Below are 24,449 nucleotides of genomic sequence, written 5' to 3' on the forward strand. Positions count from 1 at the left end.
TTGCGTCGGCGCAACCGTTGATCCGGACGATGCCTGACAGCTTCGGGTGACCATCTCGCAGAACAGCAACACCAAACTTCGCGACGTGGCCCAAGCGGTGGTCGCTGCGACCACCCGGCAGGAACCGCTGCCCGAGAAGTTCCAACGGCACCCGGCGGCGGCACTGGCCGCCCATCCGTAGAGATAGACCTACATCGATCAGGCTGGCGTGAATCAGACGAACCAGCCTGTCTGTACCAGGCGCGCGATCCGACGACCGCGTACGGGCGTGGCGCCCCTCGCCAAGCTCGCGGCGGACTTGAAGCTGTTCGCCAAGGCTCCGCAGGGCTTCAGGAACGGATTCCGTACTGCGCCGATTCCAGGGCCACCGCACGCCAACTGCCGGACTCTCAGAAGCTGCAGCTGAAGAATCCGCCTCGTATCAGTGGGCGCGGCGGCGACATTCCCGGAAGCACCGGCGCGGTTCTGCCCTACTCCAGCCCGCGCTTGCCCGGTGCCCAGAACGGCTTCGTGAGTACCGCCCGTCGGTCCCAGCCGGCCTCTCGCACGAGCACCTGCCGCACGTGCTGCACGGTCCGCGCCTCCCCGGCGACGTACGCGATCCCGCCCGCCTCGGGGGCAAGGCGTCGCACCGCATCCGGAAGCGAAGTACCACTCCTGATGATCCAGTCGAGGCGGTGCGAGTACGGCAGGGGGAGCCGGTCGGCAGCCGTCTCCGTTTCGATGCAGCCGGAGATCCGCGCCCCGTCAGGCAGTGCGCCCAGCATCGCGCCGAAGGCGACCGACGCCGTCTCCTCCCCGACGAACACGTGGTGCGCGGCGTCGGGCCGCAGCACGAACGCCCCTTCCGGCTTGCGCATGCGGACCCGGTCGCCGACTGTCACGCTGCTCCCCCACCGTGCTCCGGGGCCACCCCCGGGGTGATCCAGCACGCACAACTCGACTGCGCCCGACGGGTCGTAGCGCCAGATCGAGTACGTGCGCAGAGTCAGCCCGTCGCCGACCATGACCCTCACCTGCTGTCCGGGACGGACGGTCAGCCCGGACAGGGCCTCGCCCTCGATACGCAGGCGACGGAGCCGGGCGGCGACAGGTTCGGTCTCGGTGACCGTGCCCTGAAGCGTCAGCAGGTCCAGGAGGGGGGAGAGCAGGGCAGCCATGGGACTCCTCGAAAACTCGTCGATGCGGTGGGGCACTGAAGGCCAACATCAAACCGAACGCGACACTATCGCGTTTCTTTCAAAACGCGATAGTACTCGTCTGTGTGTGTGTCTGGTTCGGCTACGCCGGGGTCCTTCGCGCCACGATCAGTAGACCGACTTGGCGAGGGTCGGGGCCTTGGCATATGCGGAGCTGAGACGGACAGTTGGGGGCCCTGCTGGTAACGGCGACACCGGGGTCGCGCCGCCGTGCACCTGATGCGCCCAGCCCAGATCCAGCTTCGCCTGGAAGCGCGGGGAGGGTATTGACCCGGCCGGACCGGCCTGGACAGGTGAGCGCCGATCAATCCCGGCAACAACCCACACGGCGCCTCGCTGCCCGGCGGGACGCCACCACGCACCTGCAGGATTTCGCCGACCAACTCGAACCGCACCTGGCGAGCGACGACCACCGCGCGTGGGTGCTCATCACCGCCACCTGCTCCGTACCCAGCCCACACGACACCGCACCACCGGTGAACCCTCACGCAGCAGACCCGGGCATGACCGACAGACACCCTCTGGCTCACCGAGACGACGTGCGGCGAGACGACATGCGGCACCACTTCACCACAACCGCGTCCTGCTCCTGTGCGTCCTACTGCTGAACGCCGGCAGAAGGCGGCTACCCCGGGGGATCGAGACGCGAGTCATGCAAAAGCACGCAATTGTCCGGCACATCACACGGCTCTTCCGGCCGCCGCGTGATGCAAGACGGCCGCCCACGTTCGCCCGGCAACTGGTGGGGCTCTGGCTGTTCGCGCTTGCCTTCGGGGCCGGGCTCACCGTGATCGGCTGGGACGCCGAGTTCGGGATGGGACTGCTGCTCCTCTTCTATGGCGACATCATCGACGGGGTGCGGTACCGCTGGACGGCCGCACTGGCAGCGGTGACAGTCCTGTTGGCTGCCAGCCGGCTCACAAAGGCCGTCCTGCCCGGCTCCCTCGACGACGCCTGGGCGCAGAGCATTGGCTCCGCTGCCGGTATCACACTCGGGCTGGCAGTGAGCGCCGCGATCACACGGCTTCCAGAGCGCCGACCGCATCGGCCCGCCGGGGGACACGACTCCGGGTCCGGCGGTCAAGACTCCCGGTAAAGGGAAAGGGCCGCCGACCTCGGTGACAACAAACTTGCCTTTGTGACACCTATCTCGCTTCAGCTCAGTAGACTGATTTATAGGAGTCATGAACTCGGGGTGGCTAAAACCGAAGCCCCGATTGTCGCGGTCGCTTGCGAAGCCGCGGTCTCCCCTGCAGCCGAAGACGGCCAGAAATCGTTCACTTGAGCCGTGCGGCGTCTTCGATCGGCGCTTGATACGTTCGGCGTGGGAAACGCCTACGCCGCTGAGGCTGCGCCGGCCGAGCCGGCTTTCGGCTTACAGGCCGTCGAGCTGCCGGGATTGGCGGCGTCTGCAGGAATGCTCACGGCTCTGTCCGCGTTCGAGGTCTCTCGTCACAGAAGACCGGTAGATCCTGCTCTGCGGACAGGATTCAGCCGGTGGACCAGGCACGCAGTTGTGCGGCGATCTCCTGCACACCTGCCCCCTTGTGTTTGGCGCGCATAACCAGTGCGAGGGCCCCTTCCGGCTCGTAGTGCAGGACATGCCTGTTGGTGTTCAGGAACACCTCGGCGGCCATCCAGGCGAAGAAGAGGTTCTTGTCTTCCAGGGGCTCGTGCAGGGCGATCGACTCGATCATTGCGGCCCCTTTGAGCCAGTCGCTGGCATAGACATCCCGCCCCATGTAGTGCGCTTGCACACGGGCGCAGACGCCGTCCAGAACTCCGAGATCCAGGCAGGCGGGATCGCCAGGCAGGGTCTGGGCGATCTGTAGCAGTTCCTGCGGGGTGAGGTACCGGGTCACGCGGCGTGGCCGTGGCGCTGAACGTCGTGCAGGTCGCGGCTGCTCATCGGTGCCGGGTCCGGCCAGGCGGTGTGGTCCTCGCCGGTGGTGTGGGTGTCCTGGGTGTCGAAGACCTGCGCCAGGCGGCGGGCGCGGTCTCCGGCGTCGCTGAGAGCCTTGAGGAACGGATCGGCGGCGGCAGCGAGTGCGGCGTCCCGTACGAACGCCTCGGGTGTCTTGCCGACGAGGCGTGCGGCCTTCTCCAGGCGGGCGTACTCGTCCGCGTCGAAGGGCGGCGGGCCCTGGAATCCGTTCTGATCCATGACAGGCACGGTACCAGCGAGCCCGGCCCCGGCCGAGGCCGTTCGGACAAGCAGCACTTTCCACGGGTGCGGGACAAGCAGCGCTTTCCACGGGTGCGGGACAAGCCGCACGAGACGGCTGTGCGGCACGGCCCGGCCGCCCTGCTCCGGAGTTCCGCGTGCTGACTGTGTTGGCGGTCCCCCGGTTCCGCACGTCCCGCAGGTCTGTCCCGGCGCGGGGGTACACGTACCGCTTGACGCGTGAGCGGGTGCGGTGGCCGGCCGTGGTGGACCGGGCCAGGCAGATTGTGGTGCAAGCACGCGTCGTTGAACGTCACGCTGCGACAGGTGATGTACCGGCTGGTCTCCGAGGGTGTCTTGCCGCGCACGGCCCCGACGTACCGCCCGCCTGTCCGCGCACCTGGCGCAGGCACGGCGGGAGGGCCGTTTCCCCCTGGTCGACACCGTCCGTGGAGTCCACGTCCCGCCGGTCTGGCCCGACGCGACCGCTTTGCCAAGGCCGAGCGTCTCTGGGGCGCGCGGCGGCCGCAAGCATTCGATCGGCTGGGCCGTGCAGCCGCCGCACGGCCCAGCGTGTCGATTCACCGATCAGTCGACAACCCAGTTCCGGTCACTACGGTTCGAAGGCTCGCAGGGTGTCGTCGCCGTCGGTCCATGAGACCCCGAGCCGCTGCCGGGCCAAGAGCCATCTGTCCCCGTCACGGCGGAACTCCCAGTCGTAGGGACCGCCCATGGAGTAGGGGGCAGAGGTCTTCCCCGGAGCGGTGACGGCGACGAACCACATGTACCCGATGCCGGTCGCCCGGTCACCCGCCACGTCCACGTGCATGTTGAGGATGTGGTGCTGGATGCTCGTGTAAGGCGACTCGGCCTCCTCCACCTTCGCGCGGATGGCCTTCCTTCCCTGGATTCGCTGCCAGGGCCCGAACTCCAGCACGGCGTCTTCGGCCCAGCAGGCGGACCAGGTCCGCCAGTCCTTGCGGTCCAGTGCCCGCCAGCCGCGGATCATGAGGGCGTGCAGGGCGTCCCGGTCCTCCAGGTCCCGCACTCTGCGCGTCAGGTCGTCGAGAGCGGGGGTGTGCAGCATTCCGGTTCCTTCCGTCACTGGGCGCTCGCCGCAGGTCGTACGACGATCTCGTTCACGTCGACGTGCGCCGGCTGGGAGATCGCGTAGGCGACGGCGTCCGCGATCGCGGACGCCGGCAGGGCCACGGCGCGGTAGGTCCGCATGGCCGCCCGGGCGGCCGGGTCCGCGATACCGTCGGCGAGTTCGGACTGCGTGACGCCCGGCGAGACCAGCGTGACCCGGACGTCGCCGGCGGACTCCTGACGCAGGCCCTCGGAGATCGCACGGACCGCGAACTTGGTGGCGCAGTACACCGCAGCGGTGGGAGAGACCTCGTGTGCGCCGACGGAGGCGATGTTCACGATGTGCCCGCCACCTTGGGCGCGCATCACGGGCAAGACGGCGGAGATACCGTGCAGGACACCCCGCATGTTCACGTCGATCATGCGGTCCCACTCCTCCGTCCTGAGCGCCTCCAGCGGCGACAGCGGCATCACCCCGGCGTTGTTGACCATCACGTCCACGCGGCCGTATCGCTCTTCGGCCGCTGTCACGAAGTCCCGCACGTCGGCGGCCCCGGTCACGTCCAGCCGCTGGGTCGCCGCCGTGCCGCCCGCGGCGGTGATCTCCGTGACGATTTGGTCCAGGCGATCGGTGCGCCGTGCTCCCAGGAACAGGCGGTGGCCGTCGGCGGCGAGCCGGCGGGCGGTCGCCTCGCCGATCCCACTGCTGGCACCTGTGATCGCTACGACCTTGATTGTCCGGTCCGGCATGACTGCCCCTTATCTCTTTGGTAGGGCACCGAGTCTGGGCGAGGTGTTCCAGGCGGCCCAGGCCGTGTGCTGCCTGGGTGCGGTACACCCAGGCAGCACACCGGGCCCGCGGCCTAGCCTGGGCACATGACCGACAACCAGCTGGGTGAATTCCTGCGGGCGCGCCGTGCGGCCGTGCGGCCGGACGAGGTGGGGATGCCGAGCCATGGCGTGCGGAGGGTCGCCGGGCTGCGCCGCGAAGAGGTCGCCGTACTGGCAGGGGTGAACGCGGACTACTACACCCGGCTGGAACAGGGCCGCGAGCGCCACCCGTCCGCGCAGGTGGTGGATGCGCTCAGCCGCGCGCTGCTACTGGATACCGACGCACAGGCGCACCTTCACCAACTGTCCGGAACCGCACCGTCCCAGCAGCCCGTCGCCGCCACCGGCCAGGTCGCCCCCGCCCTGCGCGTCCTGCTGGACGGCTACCCCAGCACTCCGGCGTTCGTCATCAACCCGGTCCTGGACATCCTGGCCGCCAACGCCCTGGCCGAGGCCCTGTACTCCCCCTTCGAAGCGATGGACAACCTGGCCCGCATGGTCTTCCTCGACCCGGCAGGTCGGCCCTTCCACCCCCGATGGGACTGGACAGCCGAGACGGTGGTAGGGCACCTGCGCCAGGCGTCCGGCGTCGACCCGGGCAGTCCGCGCCTACGGGCTCTCGTAGGCGAACTCAGCACGCGCAGCACGGACTTCACCCGGCTGTGGAACACCCACACCGTGCGCGGCAAGACCCGGGAAAACAAGCACCTCCACCACCCGGACGTCGGCGGCATGACCCTCACCCACCACGCATTCGACGTGCGGGACGCCCCCGGCCAGCAGTTGATCATCTACCATGCCGAACACGGCAGCCCCAGCGCCGAGGCACTCAGCCTGCTCGGCTCCGTGCACGCGACGGCGACCGGCCTGACGGGGGCGCCCACGTCCGGTGGGCCTGGACCGACGGCGGGGCGCCGCTCGGCGACGCCATCGACCGGGCCGCACTGACCGCCGGGTACGACAGCTCCGACTGGTTTCACACCGGCAACCGCCACCTCACCAAGCACACCAGGGGCTGAACCGTTTCGCTCAGATCGGGACGCCCTTTCCAAGGGAGTGTCACTTTCACGGAGTTACCGTTGCATCGCCCCGGCTATGGCTCCACTCATGACCCGTCAGCAGTTTTGTCAGGGGACGTCCTGGCCGATCGCCCGGATCACGTCGGCAAGCCACACCAAGTGGTGACCCACGGCCTGGTCCTGGCGAGCAAGCAGATCCTCAAGATGCTGCCATGACTCCGAAAGCTGTCCGATCGTAAGGTCCTGGGGTTCGCTGCCGACGTCGTAGAGCTCGTCGACCGGGACAGACCAGAAGAGGTCTTCCTTGAGTGTCACGGTGGGCCCGGCCGACACTTCGATGTGCCGTGGCGCCACGTCCAAAGCGCGACGGAGTTGATCGATCGGGATCTGCACGGGTTCGCTGACCATGGGCACCATCTTTGCTCAGTCACGGCCCTGACCCATCGGACAAGCCCTAACCCGCCGACGGGTGACTACAGCGTGAGGCGGTCCGCTTCGGCCAGCAGCAGATCACCAAAGGGCTGAAAGCCAATACTGCAGGCATAGACGCCGCTGACGACTCGGTGGATAGTTCCCCATTCCCAGATGGCGGTGATATCCACGCCTGTGCGAGAAGCCAGTTGCTCGGTCCGCGTCCAGAGGTCATCGCCGAGATCTGGGTTGCAGCGCACGATTGTGCCGAGATCACACGCCGGTTCGGCCCTCAGCCCGGCTGGATCGATGAGCTTGTAGCTGCCGTCGCGCGCCCGCAGGGCGTTCATCTCGTGGATATCACCGTGGACCAGAACCGCGGACCGATCGTCGTGGGCAAGGCGACGACGATTCATGCAATTCAGCGCGTCCGCCACAGTGGCCGGCGAACACGGTCGCCCCGCCTGTTCCCATAGTTCTGGCAGCCGATCGGCGTACTGCTCAGCCAACTTCGCGCCGGTGGGGAGGTCAATGTCGGGACCGATCGGATGCCACAGCCGAACCGCCACGTCGCACAGCAAGTTGTGGCGGTTCGCAGGGTCGACGACGATGTCGTACATCGGAGGGCCCAGGCGCTCCAGCAGAAGGGCTCGTCGACCCACGTCTTCGCCCAACAGCTTGGCGCATCCCCCTCCGTTCGCCAGGCGCAACACCGTGGCCTCCTGTCGGATGTCCCGGCCCGGCACACCGATCTTGAGGACCGCCGGGGTTCGGTCGGCAAGGGTCGCCTCGACGGCCAGGGCGGCGTGACCGCCTGCGAAGCTGAAGCCGATCATCAGAGACCACTCCTGGGCCAGCGAGTCGACTAGGCCTGGCAGCTCGTCCAGCCAGGATTCGTTCCCGTCGGCTATGACCGTCTTGCGCACCTGGTCAGGAATGTCGAGGGTCATGCCGCCAGCCTAGAGCCGTGATCGTTTTGGTTCGCCGGACTGGTTCAAGCTGCTGCCTTGAGCGGCCCTCGCCCCAGCGAAAGCGGTCGGATCGGATGTCACCGCACATTCCAACCGCCGCGACGGCCAGCCCGGCGAACCTATGCGGCCGCAGCAACGGCCGGTGGAATCCAGTCTCTGCCGCCTCGGGCCTGGCGGTCCAGGAACTCAATCAGCCGTGGGAGTCCGATGCACCGCTCGAACATCGAGGACTCGGGCGGATGGAATCGGTACTGGTACGAGCGGACGGGCGTTCCGCAGGCGGCACAGATCCGTGGCGTGACCTCTCAGATGGGGTGCTTCACAGAGTTGTAGGCGGCCCGTACGGTCATTCGACGCGAATTGCCGAACGGACCGTATGGACAACTCCTGCACTCCACCCGTGCAGGGCGACTCGTTACGAATGTCGGACGAGGTTCGCGCGCAGCACCTCTTCGATGTCCAACTCCACCTCTCGCGTATGAGCCCCGGCCGCGAGTGCTGCCCGGGCAAGCTCTCCAGACGCGGGGGTGAACGTTTCTCCGAGCAGGCGGTCCTCCGCGCGCAGTGCGTCCTCAAGCGTGCCGTCGGCCGCGTCGATTGCTTCGGTGGCCGCGGCGCGGACACCGTCGGGCAGAGTCGCGATGGTCAGTGCGACCCACTCGACATATTCGTCCAGTTCTGCGGCGGGGAGAGCTCGGTTCACCCATCCCCACCGCTCGGCAGTCGCCGCGTTGACGAGCCCGCCCGTCAGCACGATCTCAAGGGCGCGAGCGCGACCCACGAGGCGGGGCAGGTGGGCAGTTGCACCGGCTCCAGGAACGATGCCCATCAGTGTCTCGAACTGGCCGAACGCCGCAGTCTCCAGGGCCGCGAAGCGCAGATCCAGGCTGGAGACCAGCTCGGATCCACCGCCACGGACGAGTCCCGCGACTTTGGCGATGGTGGTCTGAGGCAGACGCCGCCAGCGTTCATGAAGCCGCATCATCGGGCCCGTCCCGACAAGCGTCTCCTCCGCGATCGGGAGGGCGGCATAGGTCGCGGGGTCCTCCACGAACGACAGGTCGCCGTGTGCCAGGAAGAACTCCGAATTGGCGCTCTGGACCACGATGACGTGCAGCTCGGGATCGTTCTCGGCCGATGCAGCGACGGCGTCCAGGTCGAGCATGAGCTGCGCCGTCATCAGGTTGACGGGCGGAACATCAATCGAGACCCACAGCACTCCGTCCTGGCGCTTGAGCTTGAGGCTGGGCAGGGACTGTTCGGTCATGAGATTCCTTTGACTTGAAGGTATCTCTGGTATACCTGGCACATGAAAGGCACTTCAACGCAACCTGGTATCCGCGAAGATCGGGCCGGTCACGAGACCATCGTCGGCCCGCAGCGCGAGCTCCTGGATCAGTTGCTGGACAAGTGGGGTCACCTGCTGCTGGCGGCGTTGTGCCGGCAACCGCGACGCTTCAACGAGCTCAAGAGAGAGCTCGATGGGGTCACTCAAAAGTCGCTGACTCAGGCACTACGACGGTTGGAACGCAACGGCCTCGTCGAGCGCCGGGTGCTGACGCAGCGCCCCGTTGCCGTGGAGTACCGGATCACGCCGCTGGGTCGCACGCTTGAGGAGCCCTTCGCGATCCTGCGCGCCTGGACCGCCGACCACCTCCCCGAAGTCGAACGGCACAGGAATGCATTCGACGAAGGCGCGGACACCCTTTAGCTGGCGGCTCTCGCGCCAGCAGTCGGCCAGGCAAGGTCGAGCGTACGCACGGGGGTTACGTGTCTGCGCGTCGGGAGAGCCATGTCAGGAGGTCGCTGGTGACTCCTCCAGGCCCTCGCGCTCCCCCGCCGGCTCAAAGGCTGCCGCAGAGTCCGGATTGCTGCCGCATGGAAGTTGAACCGCGCAGCGTTTGCCAGGATCAGTGCGGGATTCCACTCGTCCCAGTGGGGACAGGTCGCGCCGACCTGCCCTTGAGCCGTGATCACGTCCCGCTTTGCAACGAAGGCGTCCCCCCATGGCCCGTACCGCGAAGTCGATCCGATGCGGACCCAAGAGCTAACCCGTTCGAGATCCCCGCGGACGGCACGCCACGCTTCCCCCAGCAGACAGCTTGCCGTCTCAGCCGGGTCTTCAAGTGCGTGGTCTTGCTGGTACTCATGTACCCGCAACTCCCATGACTGCTGCACCCCGTGCAAGCTCTCCACCCACATGTCCCACGTGCGCTGTTTGTCGAGCACAACCTGGCCGCGCCGCTGACGCTGTGCCCACCGACCACCGACGCGGCCATTTTCCGTGCAATGACTGGCGTGGACGGCGGCCGGGCTGGAGGGTCTGTCTGCGCTTCGTCGACCTCGCCGGGAACGTGCGGGGTGGCACGGCCGGACAGATGCCTCACCTCGGGGTGTGCCCGCGGACCGTTTCGCGGAAGGCGATCGGGGTCCGGCCGGTGCGCTGGTGGAAGTATTTGCTGAAGTGGGTGGCGCTGGAGAAGCCGAGGCGGTCGGCGATTCGGGCGGCACTCTGATCGCTGTGGGCCAGGAGGCGCTTGGCTTCGAGGACGACACGGCGGTCGATGAACTCCTTGGCGCCCAGGCCGACTGAGCCGAGGGTGGCGCGCGCCAGGGTGCGGGCCGAGTAGCCGAGCGCGTCGGCGTAGTCCTCGACCCGGCGGGTGCGGGCGAAGTTCTTCTCCACCGCGTCACGGAAGCGCAGGTAGGTGGTGTCGGGTTCGGGGGCGGGGCTGCCGACCGGCTCGGTGAGGTGGGCCATTCGCAGGACGAGGACGGCCAGCAGGTGGCGCAGGGCCGCGGTGTGGATCTCCAGGGGCAGGCGACCGAGGGCGTGGAACTCGGCGGCGAGATGGTCGGCTGCCAGGCGAAGGGCTCGGGCGTCCTCGGGAAGGGGCCGGCGCAGGATCGGCGCGTGCGGGTCCTCTACATGGGCGCCGGTGGTGGTGGCCGGGTCGAGGAAGTCCTGGCGGAACAGGATCAGGGTGCCCTCGGCGTGGGTGAGGTCGCCCCACTGCTGCACCTGGCCGGGGCGGACCCACAGCCATGAGCCGGGTTCGAGGGCGTAGGCGGTGAAGTCGACCGTGTGCCAGAGGGTTCCGCCGGTGAGGGTGATCAGGTGGTGGAAGTCCGGACGCTGGGGGGCCGTGAGCCGCTCGACCGTTACGCGGTGGCGCAGGTCGTTGAGGGGCAGCACTTCGACGCCGGCGGGGGTGCCGGCGGGCGCCGCGAATGAGATCTCCTTGATCCCGCGGTCGGCATCATGTCGGTTTTTGACCATCATCAGTCGCCAGCGTATCCGATTCTGCCTGTTCAGCGACCCTAGCGTAGAGCTGTCAGCTCATCCGGCAGCGTCGATGTCGGAAAGCAGTAAGAGCGCGGTAGGAGAGGAGGAGCGTGATGCTTTCGTCGGAGCGGGCCTGCCTGACGTACGCCTTCGACGCGTACTGCGCCTGGTGCTACGGCTTCGGCCCCGTTCTGCGCGCCTTCGCCGAGGACAACGCGCACCGCATCCGACTCAGCGTCGTGTCGGCCGGCCTCTACACCGGCGCCCGGGCGCTGCCGGTGGCGGCCTATCCGCACCTGCCGGCCGAATGCGGCACCATCACGCGGCTGACCGGGGTCGCCTTCGGCACGGGTTACGAACGCGCCGTGTCGCGGGGGACGACCGTGCTCGACTCCACCGACGCGGCGGCGGGGCTGGCCGCGCTGCGCGAGCAGCCCGGAATCAGCGAACTGGACGCGGCCGAGGCCATGCAGCGGGCGTGGTTCGTCGACGGCCGCAGCCTGTCCGACGTCAAGGTCTACCGGGGCATAGCCGGCGAGCTCGGCCTGGACGCGGACGCCGTGACCGCGGCATACAACTCCCCGGCCGGCCGGGTGCAGGCCCGCGCCGACTTCCGCACGCTGCGTCGCCTGCGCGTCCTCTGCTACCCGACGCTGCTGCTGGACACCGAGCACGGCGCCGACCAGATGGGTGGCGCAGCCTCCACCGCCGCCTCCCTGACCTCCGCACTCGACCAGCGGCTGACCACGCCCATCCCCCAAGTCCCCATCCATGAACTGCCCTTGCGAGGAGAACCATCATGAGTAACGCCAAGAACACCGTCCTGACCGCGGCCGGCGAGCTGTTCGGCCAGAAGGACCCGAGCGCGGTGGACCGCTGGGTCGCCGCCGACTACACCCAGCACAGCACCCTGGCCGCCGACGGCCCCGAGGCCCTGCGCCGGCTGGTCGCAGGCCTGCCGGAAGGCTTCCGCTACGAAGGCGCCCGGGTGATCGCCGACGGCGACCTGGTCGCCCTGCACGGCACGTATCACGGTTTCGGGCCCGACCCGCTGGTCGCCTTCGACATCTTCCGCGTCGACGCCGACGGCAAGCTCGCCGAGCACTGGGACGCGCTGACCCCGATGGTCTCCGACACCGCCTCCGGGCGCTCGCAGACCGATGGCCCCACCGAGGTCACCGCGCCCGAACAGACCGAGGCCAACCGAGCCCTGGTCGCCGAGTTCGCGCAGAAGGTCCTGGTCGGCGCCGACTACTCGGTGCTCACCGGCTACATCTCCACCGAGACGTACAACCAGCACAACCCGGAGGCCGCCGACGGCCTCGACGGCTTCGGCGCCGCCGCCGCGAAGTGGGCCGAGCAGGGCAAGAACCTCGTCTACAAGACCGTCCACAAGGTCATCGCCGAGGGTGAGTTCGTTCTGCTCCAGTCCGAGGGCGAGTTCGGCGTCCCCGTCGCGTACTACGACCTCTTCCGCGTCCACTGCGGCAAGATCGCCGAGCACTGGGACGTCATCTCCCCCATCCCGGCCGAGCTGCCCCACGGCAACGATCTGTTCTGAGAGCCGCGCACCACCCTCCACCACGAGACCCTCGAAGGCCCGGCCAAAGGCACCGAGGAGACCGTCACCCTCCACACCGCCGAGGTGGCCCCCAGCCTGTTCATGCTCGGCCGGGCCGAGAAGTCCGGCATGACGGTCACCCACCTCAGGAACCTCAACGCCCGGACCATTCACGCCTTCTGGGCCTACGAGACGGGCGACGGCCGCGTCGCCGAACTGCACACCGGAACCCTCGAACCCGCCTGACGGGCCCTCACCTGTCGCCGTGCCCCCGCCACCCTGCGGGTGAGGGCACGGCGGCGTGCCGTTCAGCAGAGCTGTCTCACCTTCGACCCACCACGTACCCACTGTCCGGAGGGCCACCGTGTATCCGACCCCGACCCCGACCTCGCTGCCGCTCCCCGCCTACCGCGCAGCCATCGCCTTGGACGAGCCGTTCCGGCCCGACGTCGGCCACGACATGGACGACCGTCGGGCAGCCGTCCTGGTCCGCGAGGCACTCGGCCTGTTGGGCGACGACCCGACGGCAGCGAGGGCCGGTCTGCGTCCCGGCGCAGCCGACCGGATCGACGACGACGCCGCCCGGCGGCTCCTGCGCGCCGTGCTGACGGTCCGGCAACCGGCCCCGCTGCCCATTCGGGCCGCCCGCGTCCTGGACGCGCTTTTGGCCGCCGAACGCCTGGCGCGCGACACCACCGACGCGGCCTCGCTGCCCACCGTCCGCGACACGCTCCCCCACGCCGCGTACCGGGCCGCCGACCGTACGGTGCTGTGGCAGGGCGACCTCACCACCCTCCGCGCGGACGCCGTCGTGAACGCCGCCAACAGTGCCCTGCTCGGATGCTTCCGGCCGATGCACCCGTGCATCGACAACGCCCTCCACACCGCGGCCGGCCCCCGCCTGCGCGACGACTGCCACGCGATCATGTCCCTGCAGGGCCATCCGGAGCCGACCGGCACCGCCAAGATCACCCGCGGCTACCACCTGCCCGCCCGCTACGTCCTGCACACCGTCGGCCCGATCGTCGACGGTCCCGTGCTCCCGCAGCACCAGCAGGCGCTGGCGGCCTCCTACCGTGCCTGCCTCGACCTCGCCGCCGAAGTGGACGGCATACGCGACGTCGCGTTCTGCGGCATCAGCACCGGCGTCTTCGGCTACCCCAAGTCGCCCGCCGCCCGCATCGCCCTGGACACCGTGGCCGAATGGCTCGACCTGCACCCCGAGCGGCTCGACCGCGTGATCTTCAACGTGTACGCGGACGACGATCTCGCCGCCTACGTCCAGGCACTGACCGAAGGAACCCAGCCCCGATGACCCAGCCCGCCTTCGACCTGGAAGCCGCCGCCGAAACGATACGCACCTGGCTCGGCGAGGCCGACCGCGTCCTGATCACCGCCGGAGCCGGACTCAGCGCCGCCGCCGGATACGACTACGGCGACGAAGACCGCTTCCGGGAACTCTTCCCCGCCCTGCACCGCCTCGGCCTGCGCTCCCGCTACCTCGTCGGCGTCCCCCTGCCGCCCGAGCTGTGGTGGGGCTACTGGGCCGTCCACATCGACGACATCCGCTTCTCCCCGGAACCCAACCCCCTCTACCAGCAGCTGAGGTCCCTCGTCGGCGACAAGGACCACTGGGTGATGACGTCCAACGTGGACGCCCTCTTCGCCCGGGGCGGCTTCGCCCCCGACCGGATCTTCACCCCGCAGGGCGACTACGGCCGATACCAGTGCACGACCCCCTGCACCCCGACCACCTTCGACAGCCGCCCCCTCGTCGCACAGCTCCTCGCCACGTACGACCCTGCCACCGGCGCCGTCACCGGTCCCCTGCCCAGCTGCCCGAACTGTGGCGGCGAGGTCGAGATCAACGTCCGCATCGGCCCCGAGTTCATCGACGACCCCCATCTCCCGTCGGGCCGCCGCCTCCAGGACTGGCTGACGACCGCGGCCGACACCCGCCTGCTCATCCTTGAGTTCGGCGCCGGATTCAACACCCCTGGTGTCATCCGATGGCCGGGCGAGAACCTCACCCGGCAGATCCCCCACGCACGCCTCATACGCGTCAACCCCACCCACCCCGAAACCCCCGCCGACCTCACCGGCCGGACCCTGTCCGTCCCGGCCGAGGCCGACCAACTGCTCGACCGACTCATCGACCGACTCACCGTGCCACACCCGGCACCCGACCCTACGGCGGCATCATGAGCGACCCGGAGAAGAACAAGACCACGGCTCAGGCCTTCTACGACATGATGTTCAACCAGTGCCGCCCCGCCGAGGCCATCAACCAGTACGCGGGCGACACCTACATCCAGCACAACCCCCATGTCGGCGACGGCAAGCAGGCGTTCATCGACTACTTCGAGCGCATGGCCGCCGAACACCCCGGCAAGCGGGTCGAGGTCAAGCGCGCCTTCGCCGAAGGCGACCACGTGATCCTGCACTGCCACCAGATCTGGCCCGACGAGGAGTACGCCGGCATCGACATCTTCCGCTTCGACGCAGACGGCAAGATCGTCGAACACTGGGACGTCCTCCAGGTGATCCCACCCACCGCCAAGAACACCAACACCATGTTCTGACCCTCGCCCCGCCCGCACTGCACTGCAACGCTCACACGCAACCACCAACGCCCCCACACGGGGGCAGAACGCCAGCCGACCGCATCAATCGTCACGCTGCACAGCGCAGGTTCAAAACACTGCCTCTTCACCAGTAGAACTGCGGAAATCCGAGATCAGGGTGGCCCGTGAGCACCTGACCGAGTTCCACTGTCTGCGGACACGGAAGACGGCGCGGTGCTTCTCGAACTTCGCGGCGAGCACCTCGGGGGCGCTCCATGCAGTTGTCGACCTCCATGAACAGCACCGGCAGGCCGGCCTGGCGGGTTTGGAGGACCGCGTCCGCACGCGGTCCCGCCCATCTGCTCGGCCGGCCTGTCGAGGACTTCCGCAGCCCGCGCCAGCCCGTGGGGGTCAGGGTCAGCGACCACAGCTTGTTGCCGTCCCGGCTGTGGCCTCCGAGACAGTCACCGGTGGGCGGTTCGAAGGCGTATCCGTACGGATCCCCGAGCGCGGTGCGCGCACACGTGCTGACCGCGCTCGGGGTGCTGAAGGCAGCGAGCGCCGACCAGATCCACCGGCTGACGGCACCCGGACACAAGGACAACAAAGCGTTCCGCAACGCGCCGCTGGATCTGGCCCGGCACGGCCTGACTCTGCCTCTCGCCGTATTCCTGCGATGCCCCACCGGGCACCGCACGACCGACCGGACCCGCCCTGCGCGCGACACCGACGAGGGCACCCAGGTCCCCGGCTGCGTCCGCGCCGCCTGTTCCTGCCCTCCCCTCGCCTCCCCTCCTACAACTCCGGCCAGGGCATGGGCACAAGCGGTCGCAACGGGGATGTCCGCAGTCCGACCATGCCCGTACAGCGGGGTGACCTGCACCAATGCGACGGCGACGGCGACGCTCGCACAGGAGACGGCGCGAAGATCGACGCAGGAGAAGAACGTCCGACGCGGAAGACGGCACGGCACCCGCACAGGCGGCGTCCGTGATGAACGCCGGCCGATCAGGGGCCCCAGCGCGCTGACCTGCCATCGTCGGGCTCATGGTCGGCGCGTCTCCGGCCGTGGCCGGCCAGCGAGCCGAACCTACTGAGTGGCGTGGCCGGGGTCGGGGACCTGGGGCGGGAAGTAGCGTTCCAGGATCTGCGCCCACCGGTGCAGGACCACGAAGCCGGTCGTGTCGGCCTGCGCTTGGACCAGCCCGCTCAGCGCATCGACGAACGGCCGGGGGCCAGGCGCTGAAGAACGAAGCCACCTGTCCCTCCACCATGGCACATGAAGATCGTTCCGCGAGGACTTCTCAGCCGGGTACGTCCATACGCTGTGTGCCGATGACCGACAGCAGCCGTAGTGCCTGCTCTGCGGGAGAGCCGGGCTCGACCGTGAAGAGCACGACCTGTTGGTCCTGGTCGGTGATGTCGAGGAGGTCGCAGTTGAGGGTGATGGGGCCGATCAGGGGGTGGTTGACGGTCTTGAGCAGGGTGGGCTCGGGGCGCACGTCGTGAGCGGCCCACAGACGGGCGAACTCCGCGCTGCCGGACAGGAGGTCACCGACCAGGGTGACTACCTCGGGGTCGTCGGGGTGGCGGGCGGCGGCGGCACGCAGGCGCCGCGCCGCGGCGCGGGCGAACGCCTCCGCGTCGAACGGGTCGTACAGCGGCCGCTCTCGCGACGGCGGTGCGAGGTAGGCACGGCGCAGGAGGTTGCGCTCGCGCCGGGTCAGAGGGGAGAAGTCCTCCAGGAGCGCGGCGGCCAGATCGTTCCAGGCGATCACCTCGTAGGTCGCGGAGAGCACGATCGCCGCGGTGTGCGGCAACCGCCGCAGCAGGTCGAGGATGCTGCGCGGCACTTCGCGTGAGGGACCGGTCGGCGGACCCGGCGGGGCGCCGGCGAGGTGGTGCAGGTGGTCGCGCTCGGCGTTCGACAGGCGCAGGGCCCGGGCCAGGCCGGCGAGGACCTCGCGCGACGGGCGCGGGCCGCGGGCCTGCTCAAGGCGCGTGTAGTACTCGGTCGAGATGAACGCCAGCTGCGCCACCTCCTCGCGGCGCAGCCCCGGGGTGCGGCGGCGCGGCCCGGCGGGCAGCCCCACGTCGGCAGGGGCGATGCGCTCGCGCCTGCCGCGCAGGAAGCCGGCCAACTCACGTCTGTCCATACCTCCAGTGTGCGTCCGGCCGCACGGCCGAGCCAGGTACCGCGGGTGCCTGGATCAGCCGTGCGGCCAGCCGCAGGCTTGCTGCCGCGGACAACGCGCAGCTCACCAACACTGCCGTCCCCGCCGCCGGGAGCCTGCCTTCAACGGTGGTACGCACCCGGCCGGTCCCGGCGCGCGTACCGGCGCATTCCCCGGCTGGTGATAGCAGGCCGGCGAATCATCACGCATCGAACAGAAACGGACTGGCATCATGATCAAGATGGTCATCACGTTGAAGCGTCGCGAGGGCATGACTCATGACGAGTTCACCCACTACCAGCGGAACATCCACAGGCCGCTCCTCATGTCCATCCCGGAGGCGGGGCAGTACATCCGCCGCTTCGTGGTGTCGTATCCCGTCCCCGCACCGAACTATCCCGAACCGGACTACGACTCGGTGGTCGAGGCGTGGTTCGACACGATGGACGACCTCAACGCGCTCTTCTTCTGCGAGAACTTCATGAAGATCGTCGACCCGGACCACGAGAACTTCATCGACCTGAACACCTTTGGACGCATCATCTCCGAAGAGGAGGTCATCGTCGGCTGAGGGCCCGACGTAGGTCTCCTGCCAGTGGGAGCGCGGGGCGCGGGCGGCATTGCCGCGTCCTGACGCAGGTGCGTTGCGGTAGGCGTCGTAGCACTCCTGCTTGGCGAGAAGGCGGGCGTAGGACATGGTGCGGTCGATCTCCACGAACACGCTGGAACCGTCGGCCAGGAGCACCACGCCGTCGGGCAGGAGGTTCCCGGCCGGGGTGGGATGGGCGCCTGCCACCTGCCAGCCCGCATGGTCGGGCACCTGCGCCTGGTGGAAGGCGACGAAGGTGTCGACCAGCGCGAGGCCGTGTTCCCGAAGGCCCGTCTTGCCGGCGGGGCGATGCGTTTACCGGTGGTCCGCCCGGCCGTCGGTGCGAACTCACCGGAGGCGACGGCTTCGGCGAGACCCGCCGGGGTGCAGGTACGGCCACTCACCCGACCACGCTCTCGTGAAGCGTGACCATGAGCTTCTGATCAGTCGTCCCGCCGGCCTTCGACGCAGAACCGGTTGCCCTCCGGGTCGGCCAGCACGGCGTACGGCCGTTCAGCAGGTGCTGGGTTCTCCGGGTAGTGCCGCCAGTCGACATGCTGAGCACCCAGCGCCACCAGACGGGCGACTTCCTCGTCCAGGGCACGCTCTCCCGCGTCGAGGTCGAAGTGGATACGGGGAAACTCCACCGCAGGGCTCTCGCTCACGTCCATCGCGATCGGGATACCGGGCACACCGGTGGGAGGCTCCAGAACGATCCAGTCGTCACCCTCGAAACGCGGAGGCCGCCGCACATAGCCCATGGCCTGACGCCAGAACTCACCTGCTCTCACGTCATCGATCACGCCCAGCGAGACCTGCCTGATCGTCGTCATGTCGCCAGCTTAGATATGCCATCCCAACCGGACTGTCGTTTTCCGGCCTGCAGTCCCTCCGTCACCAAGTGCGATGGATCAGGGGATTGGGCACAGCTACTGACCTTGTTGCTCATGCTCGGCGGTCACGTTCGGTGAGGGTCGCGGGGCGTTTGAGGGTCTTGCCTACGTCGTGGTGGGTGGCGGGGTGCCGGTTTCTGGTGCCGGTGGTCGTCCTGGGCCGGGCGGCTGGGTTTCGGTGCACGGGCCGGACACACAAGGTGCGGACGGTTGTGTCGGAACCCGCGCCGGACGTGAGTCGGTGGCAGTGTCTGGCCGGGACGCGTGGTCTTCTCCCAAGGCTTACGCCGGTCAAGCAGACCGGTGGGGCGTCCCGGTCACCGGACAGGTGATCGACGTTGAGCCGGATCAACGCGCCCTCGATGAAGGGGAGTTCACTGTCGTGGTCGATCCACGCGGATCGCTGCTGCAGCTTGTGATGCATCCGGTCCCAGGCGAGGGTCTCGGCCTTGCCGTAGCGGGCCGTGTCGTTCACCGTGACTACAGAGGGCCCGGGGCCAGGAGGCGGGCCTGGCCAAGCTGAACTCCTTGCCATGCCTGGGCGGCCGCCCACCTCGGGGACAGGACTGGGCGTACTCCTTGAGCGAGGGCGCAGGCCGTCGCAGGACACGGTCCGAACGCAGCCGCCCGACCAACTCGACCGGCAGGTCGCGCAGCACCCAGGCCAGGCACACGTCGTAGCCCGCGTCCATCACGGCCAGGATGTTCCGGTCACCTCTCTGCCACTGGCCGGCCGCGACCAAGCGCTCGACCACGTCCCGCAGCCGGCCTGTGGTGACGGCCGCGGCATCGTCCACCGGCCCGAGCCGGACCGCGTCCCGGACCTGCGTCCACGACGTACGGTCCGAGGTGAACACGGCAACGAACGAGTACGGCCAGCCCGGCACCACATGGCCCGAAGAGCGGCCGTTACGGCCGTGGACCAGGCAGAACAGCACGGCCTCAGGAGCACACCTTGTCTCTGCTGTTCCCGGGCCCCGCAGCAGACCTTTGCGAACCGCGCCGTTCACCGCAGGGCGGGTCAGCGCGCTGACGATCTCAAGAGAGTCGCTACTATGCTCGGCTTACTTGCCTAAAGCGAACCGGCGCGACAGTTCGATCTCTCTGGAAGAGCATGCGATCTGCCGTTGCATGAAGACCGCGTGATGCGGCAGCCGCGCATCGCATACTTTGGCTGCACTCCCGCCTTCAGCCAAAGCATTCTCCACTTCCGCGGACGCCGACGCGTCACTTCACGCGCATCATTCTGCCCGTCGGGAGGTGTCAGACTTTAATTCCGAACAGTTTTTCCGCATTTCGGAACGCAATTTTTTCCTTGGCTTCGCGTGGCAGATCGACTCCGCGGAACCAGTCGGTCTGCTCCTTTATGTCCGCGAACGGGTAGTCGGTTGCGAACATCACCCGATCCACGCTTATGTACTTCAGCAGGAGATCGAGCAGTTCGGTCTGGGGGAACGCGCTCGTCGTGACCCAGAAGTTGTCCTGGAAGTATTGCCCGATGAGCTTCTCAAGCGAGTCTTCGGTCGGCTCGCCCATGTCATTGACGATCCGCTCGTAGTAGAAGGGAAGGCCTTCGCCCATGTGGCCGATGATGACTTTCAGTTTGGGGAATCTGTCGAAAACTCCGTACGTGATCATACGAATGCATTGAGTCAGCACCTCCTGGTGCCAGCCATATCCAGACCCACTGAAAATGTAGTCTTGGTACTCTTCCTTGTATTTGGACCGTGTGGTGCTGTAGTAGATCTTGAAGACGTCGTCAGCTGGATAGCCCGGATGCAGGTAGATCGGCACATCGAGAGCAACGGCACGTGCCAGCACAGGCTCGAAATCGGGATGGTCGAGATACTTCTTCGCGATGTGTCCGTTGGTCAGTGCACCCAAGAAGCCATCTTCCCGAACCGAGCGTTCCAGTTCGTCCGCCGCCGCCTCCGGGCTCCGCAAGGGCAAGGTGGCGAAAGCCTTGAAGCGGCCCGGGTATTTGGCGATTGGCCCGTCTACAAGTTGCCGGTTAAGACGATGGGCAAGGTCGATACCCCTTTGCCCAGGGACATTTTGCACGGAGGGGGTATGAGCGGAGAGGATTTGAACGTTGAGTCCCCCCGCATCCATATCACCAATGCGGCGTTGACCTAGATCCGCAAGACCAATTCCCTCAAGGAACGCTATGTGATCCTGATTGATGGAGTTCAGCTTCAACAGCGTGGGAGTCGAAAAGGTCTCCTCCGTGCCGATGAAGGGCAGGTCCCGGTCTCGCAATGCAATGTCCGGAGTCTTGTCCGGAGTCTTGTTCCCGTCCGCTGCCGAAACGGCGGCATACGCGGACAAGCCGGCACCAGCGCCAAGTGCCGTGGAAGCGGCTAGAAAGCCGCGACGTCCCATAGGCTTCATGTCAGTCTCTCCTGAGGTATTTGTGTGGTGTGGTATCCGTGCGGCATCCGTCTGCGAGACACGACGGGTTACGTCGCTTATCCGGATGCCTACTTCCTACCGAGCGAACCTGAGACGAACGTTAATGCGGCCGCTCAGGCCGGTGAGCCGAGCCAGGTGCCCAGCGCACGCACCGGCGTGGTGGCGTCGAGGTCCTGCCCGGTGGGCACGGGCAAGGCCCGGGCGACGCAGCCGTCGGGCAGGATCAGCAAGGCGTCGACGTCCACCCGGTTCCGTGCGGGCGGTGACGGTGTCGACCCGTCCGGTCCACGCAGCCTCGCCGGCGTGAGGTCGATCGCCCACTTCACCGGCTCACCGCCGCTCAACTCCAGCACGTCGCTGATCAGTTCGAGCAATGCATGCTCGCCGTTGACCACACGCTGCGACAGCTCCCGCGTGCCGTCAGCACCGAGCACCACGCAGTGGTGTCGGCCTTGCCTGCATCCACACCAGCCCACAGTTGGGCACGGCCGCCTCCGAAGTCGTTTCTCTGTCTGTCGCAGGACGACCTCGCCAGCGTGTCCTCACCAAGCGATCTTTGCCGCGCATCCCAATGAGTGGCCGGGTCGTCGCGGGATGCCGGGCGGCCAATCGTTTGAAGCCACCACCGGGCTGGAGACACGATCCTCACCGCGGCCGGTACTTCAAGCCTCAGCGCCTACACGCAGACAGAGCTTACGATCGCGCCGACCTGCGCCGACCTGCGCAGATGGCTCCGACGGCTCCGACGGCTCCGACGGCTCCGACGGCTCCGACGGCAACGTAACGGAGTTCGCATCGCCCGGGCGGGAATCGAATCCAGCGAGTGATCAAGGCGTCGGAGGTGGGTGATCCAGCGCACGATGTCGTGGCTGGCCGGTTACCGCAGACTCAGTCCCCGCTACGAGCGCCGACCCCGCAACTGCCTGGCGTTTCTCGGACTTGCCGCCGCCCTCTGCTGTTACAAACGCCTCGTCCGCCTCACCACGTAGGACACGATCTTCGGCGTCCGTAAGAGCACGGCCCGCGGGCACCACAGCGGCGATGCTCTAATCCTGACCTCAGGTTGATCGGGGACAATGAGCGGAAAAAGCAATCGACTGGAAGGGGGGCGGGCCGGCGTGCGGATCATGATCGCGGATGACGAGGCGGCCATCCGTGAGTCGCTGGAGCGGGTGCTCCAGGTCGAGGGTTACGACACCAGCACCGTCGCCAACGGTTTCGCCGTGCTCGACGGGGTCGGTGGTGACGCGCCGGATCTGCTGCTCCTCGACGTGATGATGCCCCGCCTCGGCGGGTTGGAGACCTGCCGGCGGTTGCGGGCCGCGGGCCGGGATCTGCCGGTGCTGATGCTGACCGCCCGTGACCAGGTCTCCGACCGGGTCGCGGGGCTGGACGCGGGCGCCGACGACTACCTGCCCAAGCCGTTCGCCACCGAGGAGTTGCTGGCCCGGGTGCGGGCCCTGCTGCGGCGGCGCACGCCGGCCGACGAGGAGTCGCAGATCCTGTCGTTCGCCGACGTCCGGCTCGATCCCGACAGGTTCGAGGCGTGGCGGGGCGCGCGGCCGCTGCGTCTGACCCGGACCGAGTTCTCCCTCCTGCAGGTCCTCGTGAGCAACGCGACCCGGGTCGTGACCCGCGACGCGCTGTTCGAGGCGATCTGGGGCTTCGGCATGAGCTCCACCGCCAACAACCTCCAGGTGTACGTGAGTTACCTGCGCCGCAAGATGGAGGCCGAGGGTGAGCCGCGATTGATCTACACGCTGCGCGGCCTGGGATACACGTTGCGGGAGACCCCTCCGTGAGCAGGCACGCCGGCCGGGAACCGCGCCGGCTGACCCGATGGTGGCGCCGGCGGTCCCTGCGGGCCAGGCTGACGGTGATCGCGGCGACGGCCATCGCGGTCAGTGTGTTCGCGGCCTTCCAGGTGGCCAGCGAGCTACTGGACTGGGAGCTGAAGGACACCGCCGAGAACGAGCTGCGCGCCGACTCCCGCGTCCTGGCGACGAACGCGGAGCGCGCCGGTCTGGCGCGGGTCGAGCTACCGCCGTATCCCGGATCCGGTCGGCTGGTGCGGGTCATCCTGCCCGACGGCTCGATCCGCAAGCCGGCCGGCCAACCCGCGCTGCCCCCGGTCAGCGAGGACGCCGGGCGCGTGGCGCAGGGCGCGTCGGCCGACCTGATGGAGTCGAACGACAGCGACGAGGACGGCTACGTCATCTACACGCTGCGGGCGGGCGACGGCGCGGTCCAGGTGGCCCGCGTCGTCGACGACAGCCCGATCAACCAGTTCGGGTTCGGCATGCTGCTGATCGGGCTGCTCTGCGTGGCCGGCGGCGCCCTTGTCGGGCGGACCGTGGCGCGGACCGGGCTGGCACCGATCGACCGGCTGACCGCCGCCGCGGTACACGTCGCGCACACCCGGGATCTCGACGCCGACATCCCGGATGAGGGCGGTGGGGAGATCCGGCGGCTGATCCAGTCGATCAACGACATGCTCGCCGCGCTCCGGGACTCCCGGCGGGCCCAGCGGCTGCTCGCCGAGGACGCCGCCCACGAGCTCAAGACCCCGCTCACCAGCCTGCGCCTCAACGCCGAGCTGCTGATCCGACTCGATCGGCGCGGCACCCTGGACAGCGCGCTGCCGGCGGAGAGCCGGACCCGGCTGCTCAACGATCTCGGCGCCCAGGTGACCGAGTTGAGCACCCTCGTCGCCGAGCTGACCGACCTGGCGCGCGGTGACGTCAGCGACGAGAGCACCGAGGTGCTCGACCTCGCCGACGTGGTGGTGGCCGCCGCGACCCGGGCGGGTTCCCGCGTGCCCGACATCGAGGTGGCGCTCGACGTGACCTCTGTGTGGGTGAGCGGGCGTCCCGCCGCGCTTGAGCGGGCGGTGCTCAACCTCATCGACAACGCCGGTAAGTGGTCCCCCGCGGACCAGCCGGTCCAGGTCCGGCTCAGGGCCGAGGGCGCGTCGGCGGTGCTTGAGGTCGACGACGCCGGGCCGGGCATCGACGCCGCCGACGTACCGCGGGTTTTCGACCGGTTCTACCGTGCCGACAGCGCCCGGGCGTTGCCGGGATCCGGTCTGGGGCTGTCGATCGTGCAGCGGGTCGTCGACGCCCACGGCGGCCGGGCCACCGTCGCCCGCTCCGCACGCGGTGGCGCGCTGCTTCGGGTCGACCTTCCGGCAGCGGCCCCGCCCTCCCCGGTCGCGCGCGGCGCCACCGGGGAGGACACCTCGGTGCGCTGACCCGCCCCGGCGGCGCGGCGCGGGACAAAGGGCGGC

25 protein-coding genes and 4 pseudogenes are annotated in these 24,449 nt (G+C 68.3%); 14 read left to right on the top strand and 15 right to left on the bottom strand.

The genetic code is table 11. The annotated features are described in order from the left end of the window. The first annotated feature begins 46 nt into the window (after positions 1-46). Positions 47-181: a hypothetical protein gene (locus tag OHS59_RS00520; protein ID WP_328491385.1), complete on the top strand. Its 135-nt coding sequence runs from the start codon at positions 47-49 to the stop codon at positions 179-181. A 289-nt stretch (positions 182-470) separates the two neighbouring features. On the opposite strand, the gene OHS59_RS00525 is transcribed toward OHS59_RS00520, so the two are convergent. Continuing rightward, positions 471-1,160, bottom strand: a complete 690-nt coding sequence (locus OHS59_RS00525) for a siderophore-interacting protein (RefSeq protein WP_328491386.1) — start codon at positions 1,158-1,160, stop codon at positions 471-473. A 691-nt stretch (positions 1,161-1,851) separates the two neighbouring features. Between OHS59_RS00525 and OHS59_RS00530 the strand changes: the two genes are divergently transcribed. After that, positions 1,852-2,295: a hypothetical protein gene (locus OHS59_RS00530; RefSeq protein WP_328491387.1), complete on the top strand. Its 444-nt coding sequence runs from the start codon at positions 1,852-1,854 to the stop codon at positions 2,293-2,295. A gap of 394 nt (positions 2,296-2,689) precedes the next feature. Here OHS59_RS00530 and OHS59_RS00535 read toward each other — a convergent pair whose 3' ends face one another. From OHS59_RS00535 to OHS59_RS00550, 4 genes are all read right to left on the bottom strand, one after another. Further along, a complete protein-coding gene (locus OHS59_RS00535; protein ID WP_328491388.1) occupies positions 2,690-3,061 on the bottom strand; it encodes a fic family toxin-antitoxin system, toxin component in 372 nt (123 codons plus the stop codon). Next, entirely contained in the window at positions 3,058-3,363 is a 306-nt protein-coding gene (locus OHS59_RS00540; RefSeq protein ID WP_328491389.1) for a hypothetical protein, read from the bottom strand. Before OHS59_RS00540 ends, OHS59_RS00535 begins: the two co-directional genes overlap by 4 nt. 613 nt (positions 3,364-3,976) lie before the next feature. Then, positions 3,977-4,450 carry a nuclear transport factor 2 family protein gene (locus OHS59_RS00545; RefSeq protein ID WP_328491390.1) on the bottom strand — a complete coding sequence of 158 codons (474 nt, stop codon included), beginning with the start codon at positions 4,448-4,450 and terminating at the stop codon, positions 3,977-3,979. A gap of 14 nt (positions 4,451-4,464) precedes the next feature. Continuing rightward, positions 4,465-5,202 carry an SDR family oxidoreductase gene (locus OHS59_RS00550; protein ID WP_328491391.1) on the bottom strand — a complete coding sequence of 246 codons (738 nt, stop codon included), beginning with the start codon at positions 5,200-5,202 and terminating at the stop codon, positions 4,465-4,467. A 126-nt stretch (positions 5,203-5,328) separates the two neighbouring features. On the opposite strand from OHS59_RS00550, the gene OHS59_RS00555 reads away from it, so the two are divergent. Beyond that, complete coding sequence (locus OHS59_RS00555; RefSeq protein WP_328491392.1) at positions 5,329-6,231, top strand: helix-turn-helix transcriptional regulator; 903 nt, start codon at positions 5,329-5,331, stop codon at positions 6,229-6,231. 179 nt (positions 6,232-6,410) lie between these two features. Here OHS59_RS00555 and OHS59_RS00560 read toward each other — a convergent pair whose 3' ends face one another. The 3 genes from OHS59_RS00560 to OHS59_RS00570 form a co-directional block, all read right to left on the bottom strand. Continuing rightward, positions 6,411-6,710 (bottom strand): hypothetical protein, encoded by a 300-nt coding sequence (locus tag OHS59_RS00560; RefSeq protein WP_328491393.1) that lies wholly within the window; start codon positions 6,708-6,710, stop codon positions 6,411-6,413. A 65-nt stretch (positions 6,711-6,775) separates the two neighbouring features. Continuing rightward, entirely contained in the window at positions 6,776-7,663 is an 888-nt protein-coding gene (locus tag OHS59_RS00565; protein WP_328491394.1) for an aminoglycoside phosphotransferase family protein, read from the bottom strand. A gap of 436 nt (positions 7,664-8,099) precedes the next feature. After that, positions 8,100-8,951, bottom strand: a complete 852-nt coding sequence (locus tag OHS59_RS00570) for an enoyl-CoA hydratase/isomerase family protein (protein WP_328491395.1) — start codon at positions 8,949-8,951, stop codon at positions 8,100-8,102. Positions 8,952-8,993: 42 nt separating this feature from the next. Between OHS59_RS00570 and OHS59_RS00575 the strand changes: the two genes are divergently transcribed. After that, a complete protein-coding gene (locus OHS59_RS00575) occupies positions 8,994-9,395 on the top strand; it encodes a winged helix-turn-helix transcriptional regulator (protein WP_328491396.1) in 402 nt (133 codons plus the stop codon). A 672-nt stretch (positions 9,396-10,067) separates the two neighbouring features. Here OHS59_RS00575 and OHS59_RS00580 read toward each other — a convergent pair. Continuing rightward, positions 10,068-10,964, bottom strand: a complete 897-nt coding sequence (locus tag OHS59_RS00580; RefSeq protein ID WP_328498991.1) for a helix-turn-helix domain-containing protein — start codon at positions 10,962-10,964, stop codon at positions 10,068-10,070. A 119-nt stretch (positions 10,965-11,083) separates the two neighbouring features. On the opposite strand from OHS59_RS00580, the gene OHS59_RS00585 reads away from it, so the two are divergent. From OHS59_RS00585 to OHS59_RS00610, 6 genes and pseudogenes are all read left to right on the top strand, one after another. Further along, on the top strand, positions 11,084-11,773 hold the full coding sequence (locus OHS59_RS00585) for a DsbA family protein (protein ID WP_328491397.1): 690 nt from the start codon (positions 11,084-11,086) through the stop codon (positions 11,771-11,773). Then, complete coding sequence (locus OHS59_RS00590; RefSeq protein ID WP_328491398.1) at positions 11,770-12,531, top strand: nuclear transport factor 2 family protein; 762 nt, start codon at positions 11,770-11,772, stop codon at positions 12,529-12,531. The genes OHS59_RS00585 and OHS59_RS00590 overlap by 4 nt, the downstream gene beginning before the upstream one ends. A gap of 18 nt (positions 12,532-12,549) precedes the next feature. Further along, positions 12,550-12,777, top strand: a pseudogene (locus OHS59_RS00595) (MoaF-related domain-containing protein); the annotation flags it as partial. A 118-nt stretch (positions 12,778-12,895) separates the two neighbouring features. Then, positions 12,896-13,846 carry a protein-ADP-ribose hydrolase gene (locus tag OHS59_RS00600; RefSeq protein ID WP_328491400.1) on the top strand — a complete coding sequence of 317 codons (951 nt, stop codon included), beginning with the start codon at positions 12,896-12,898 and terminating at the stop codon, positions 13,844-13,846. Then, positions 13,843-14,736 carry an NAD-dependent protein deacetylase of SIR2 family gene (locus OHS59_RS00605; RefSeq protein WP_328491401.1) on the top strand — a complete coding sequence of 298 codons (894 nt, stop codon included), beginning with the start codon at positions 13,843-13,845 and terminating at the stop codon, positions 14,734-14,736. The genes OHS59_RS00600 and OHS59_RS00605 overlap by 4 nt, the downstream gene beginning before the upstream one ends. Then, positions 14,733-15,113 (top strand): nuclear transport factor 2 family protein, encoded by a 381-nt coding sequence (locus OHS59_RS00610; RefSeq protein WP_328491402.1) that lies wholly within the window; start codon positions 14,733-14,735, stop codon positions 15,111-15,113. The genes OHS59_RS00605 and OHS59_RS00610 overlap by 4 nt, the downstream gene beginning before the upstream one ends. Positions 15,114-16,399: 1,286 nt before the next feature. On the opposite strand, the gene OHS59_RS00615 is transcribed toward OHS59_RS00610, so the two are convergent. After that, the gene (locus OHS59_RS00615; RefSeq protein ID WP_328491403.1) at positions 16,400-17,251 is read right to left on the bottom strand and encodes a helix-turn-helix transcriptional regulator; all 852 of its coding nucleotides are present in this window, start codon (positions 17,249-17,251) and stop codon (positions 16,400-16,402) included. Positions 17,252-17,501: 250 nt separating this feature from the next. Between OHS59_RS00615 and OHS59_RS00620 the strand changes: the two genes are divergently transcribed. Next, positions 17,502-17,840: an EthD domain-containing protein gene (locus tag OHS59_RS00620; protein WP_328491404.1), complete on the top strand. Its 339-nt coding sequence runs from the start codon at positions 17,502-17,504 to the stop codon at positions 17,838-17,840. Positions 17,841-18,301: 461 nt separating this feature from the next. Here OHS59_RS00620 and OHS59_RS00625 read toward each other — a convergent pair whose 3' ends face one another. From OHS59_RS00625 to OHS59_RS44420, 5 genes and pseudogenes are all read right to left on the bottom strand, one after another. Further along, positions 18,302-18,691 (bottom strand): VOC family protein, encoded by a 390-nt coding sequence (locus tag OHS59_RS00625; protein ID WP_328491405.1) that lies wholly within the window; start codon positions 18,689-18,691, stop codon positions 18,302-18,304. Positions 18,692-18,803: 112 nt separating this feature from the next. After that, positions 18,804-19,686, bottom strand: a pseudogene (locus OHS59_RS00630) (transposase); the annotation flags it as partial. A 328-nt stretch (positions 19,687-20,014) separates the two neighbouring features. Then, positions 20,015-21,142 carry an amidohydrolase family protein gene (locus OHS59_RS00635; RefSeq protein ID WP_328491406.1) on the bottom strand — a complete coding sequence of 376 codons (1,128 nt, stop codon included), beginning with the start codon at positions 21,140-21,142 and terminating at the stop codon, positions 20,015-20,017. A gap of 326 nt (positions 21,143-21,468) precedes the next feature. Beyond that, a pseudogene (locus OHS59_RS00640) lies at positions 21,469-21,641 on the bottom strand (IS110 family transposase); the annotation flags it as partial. 215 nt (positions 21,642-21,856) lie between these two features. Next, positions 21,857-22,003: pseudogene (locus OHS59_RS44420) on the bottom strand (hypothetical protein); the annotation flags it as partial. Positions 22,004-22,008: 5 nt separating this feature from the next. Here OHS59_RS44420 and OHS59_RS00645 point away from each other — a divergent pair. The 3 genes from OHS59_RS00645 (at position 22,009) to OHS59_RS00655 (ending at position 24,413) form a co-directional block, all read left to right on the top strand. Continuing rightward, the gene (locus OHS59_RS00645; protein WP_443061358.1) at positions 22,009-22,152 is read left to right on the top strand and encodes a hypothetical protein; all 144 of its coding nucleotides are present in this window, start codon (positions 22,009-22,011) and stop codon (positions 22,150-22,152) included. A gap of 129 nt (positions 22,153-22,281) precedes the next feature. Next, entirely contained in the window at positions 22,282-22,965 is a 684-nt protein-coding gene (locus OHS59_RS00650; protein ID WP_322746949.1) for a response regulator transcription factor, read from the top strand. Next, on the top strand, positions 22,962-24,413 hold the full coding sequence (locus OHS59_RS00655; protein WP_328491407.1) for a HAMP domain-containing sensor histidine kinase: 1,452 nt from the start codon (positions 22,962-22,964) through the stop codon (positions 24,411-24,413). The genes OHS59_RS00650 and OHS59_RS00655 overlap by 4 nt, the downstream gene beginning before the upstream one ends. Positions 24,414-24,449: the final 36 nt, after the last annotated feature.

The sequence above is a fragment of the Streptomyces sp. NBC_00414 genome, assembly GCF_036038375.1.
Taxonomy (GTDB): Bacteria; Actinomycetota; Actinomycetes; order Streptomycetales; family Streptomycetaceae; genus Streptomyces.

Bases quoted from the DNA above. Each gene is read 5' to 3' on its own strand.
- OHS59_RS00615 (WP_328491403.1), bottom strand. From the start codon at position 17,251: ATGGACAGACGTGAGTTGGCCGGCTTCCTGCGCGGCAGGCGCGAGCGC.
- OHS59_RS00525 (WP_328491386.1), bottom strand. From the start codon at position 1,160: ATGGCTGCCCTGCTCTCCCCCCTCCTGGACCTGCTGACGCTTCAGGGC.
- OHS59_RS00585 (WP_328491397.1), top strand. From the start codon at position 11,084: ATGCTTTCGTCGGAGCGGGCCTGCCTGACGTACGCCTTCGACGCGTAC.
- OHS59_RS00610 (WP_328491402.1), top strand. From the start codon at position 14,733: ATGAGCGACCCGGAGAAGAACAAGACCACGGCTCAGGCCTTCTACGAC.
- OHS59_RS00565 (WP_328491394.1), bottom strand. From the start codon at position 7,663: ATGACCCTCGACATTCCTGACCAGGTGCGCAAGACGGTCATAGCCGAC.
- OHS59_RS00590 (WP_328491398.1), top strand. From the start codon at position 11,770: ATGAGTAACGCCAAGAACACCGTCCTGACCGCGGCCGGCGAGCTGTTC.
- OHS59_RS00635 (WP_328491406.1), bottom strand. From the start codon at position 21,142: ATGAAGCCTATGGGACGTCGCGGCTTTCTAGCCGCTTCCACGGCACTT.
- OHS59_RS00605 (WP_328491401.1), top strand. From the start codon at position 13,843: ATGACCCAGCCCGCCTTCGACCTGGAAGCCGCCGCCGAAACGATACGC.
- OHS59_RS00620 (WP_328491404.1), top strand. From the start codon at position 17,502: ATGATCAAGATGGTCATCACGTTGAAGCGTCGCGAGGGCATGACTCAT.
- OHS59_RS00570 (WP_328491395.1), bottom strand. From the start codon at position 8,951: ATGACCGAACAGTCCCTGCCCAGCCTCAAGCTCAAGCGCCAGGACGGA.
- OHS59_RS00540 (WP_328491389.1), bottom strand. From the start codon at position 3,363: ATGGATCAGAACGGATTCCAGGGCCCGCCGCCCTTCGACGCGGACGAG.
- OHS59_RS00625 (WP_328491405.1), bottom strand. From the start codon at position 18,691: ATGACGACGATCAGGCAGGTCTCGCTGGGCGTGATCGATGACGTGAGA.
- OHS59_RS00530 (WP_328491387.1), top strand. From the start codon at position 1,852: ATGCAAAAGCACGCAATTGTCCGGCACATCACACGGCTCTTCCGGCCG.
- OHS59_RS00550 (WP_328491391.1), bottom strand. From the start codon at position 5,202: ATGCCGGACCGGACAATCAAGGTCGTAGCGATCACAGGTGCCAGCAGT.
- OHS59_RS00545 (WP_328491390.1), bottom strand. From the start codon at position 4,450: ATGCTGCACACCCCCGCTCTCGACGACCTGACGCGCAGAGTGCGGGAC.
- OHS59_RS00560 (WP_328491393.1), bottom strand. From the start codon at position 6,710: ATGGTCAGCGAACCCGTGCAGATCCCGATCGATCAACTCCGTCGCGCT.
- OHS59_RS00580 (WP_328498991.1), bottom strand. From the start codon at position 10,964: ATGGTCAAAAACCGACATGATGCCGACCGCGGGATCAAGGAGATCTCA.
- OHS59_RS00555 (WP_328491392.1), top strand. From the start codon at position 5,329: ATGACCGACAACCAGCTGGGTGAATTCCTGCGGGCGCGCCGTGCGGCC.
- OHS59_RS00575 (WP_328491396.1), top strand. From the start codon at position 8,994: ATGAAAGGCACTTCAACGCAACCTGGTATCCGCGAAGATCGGGCCGGT.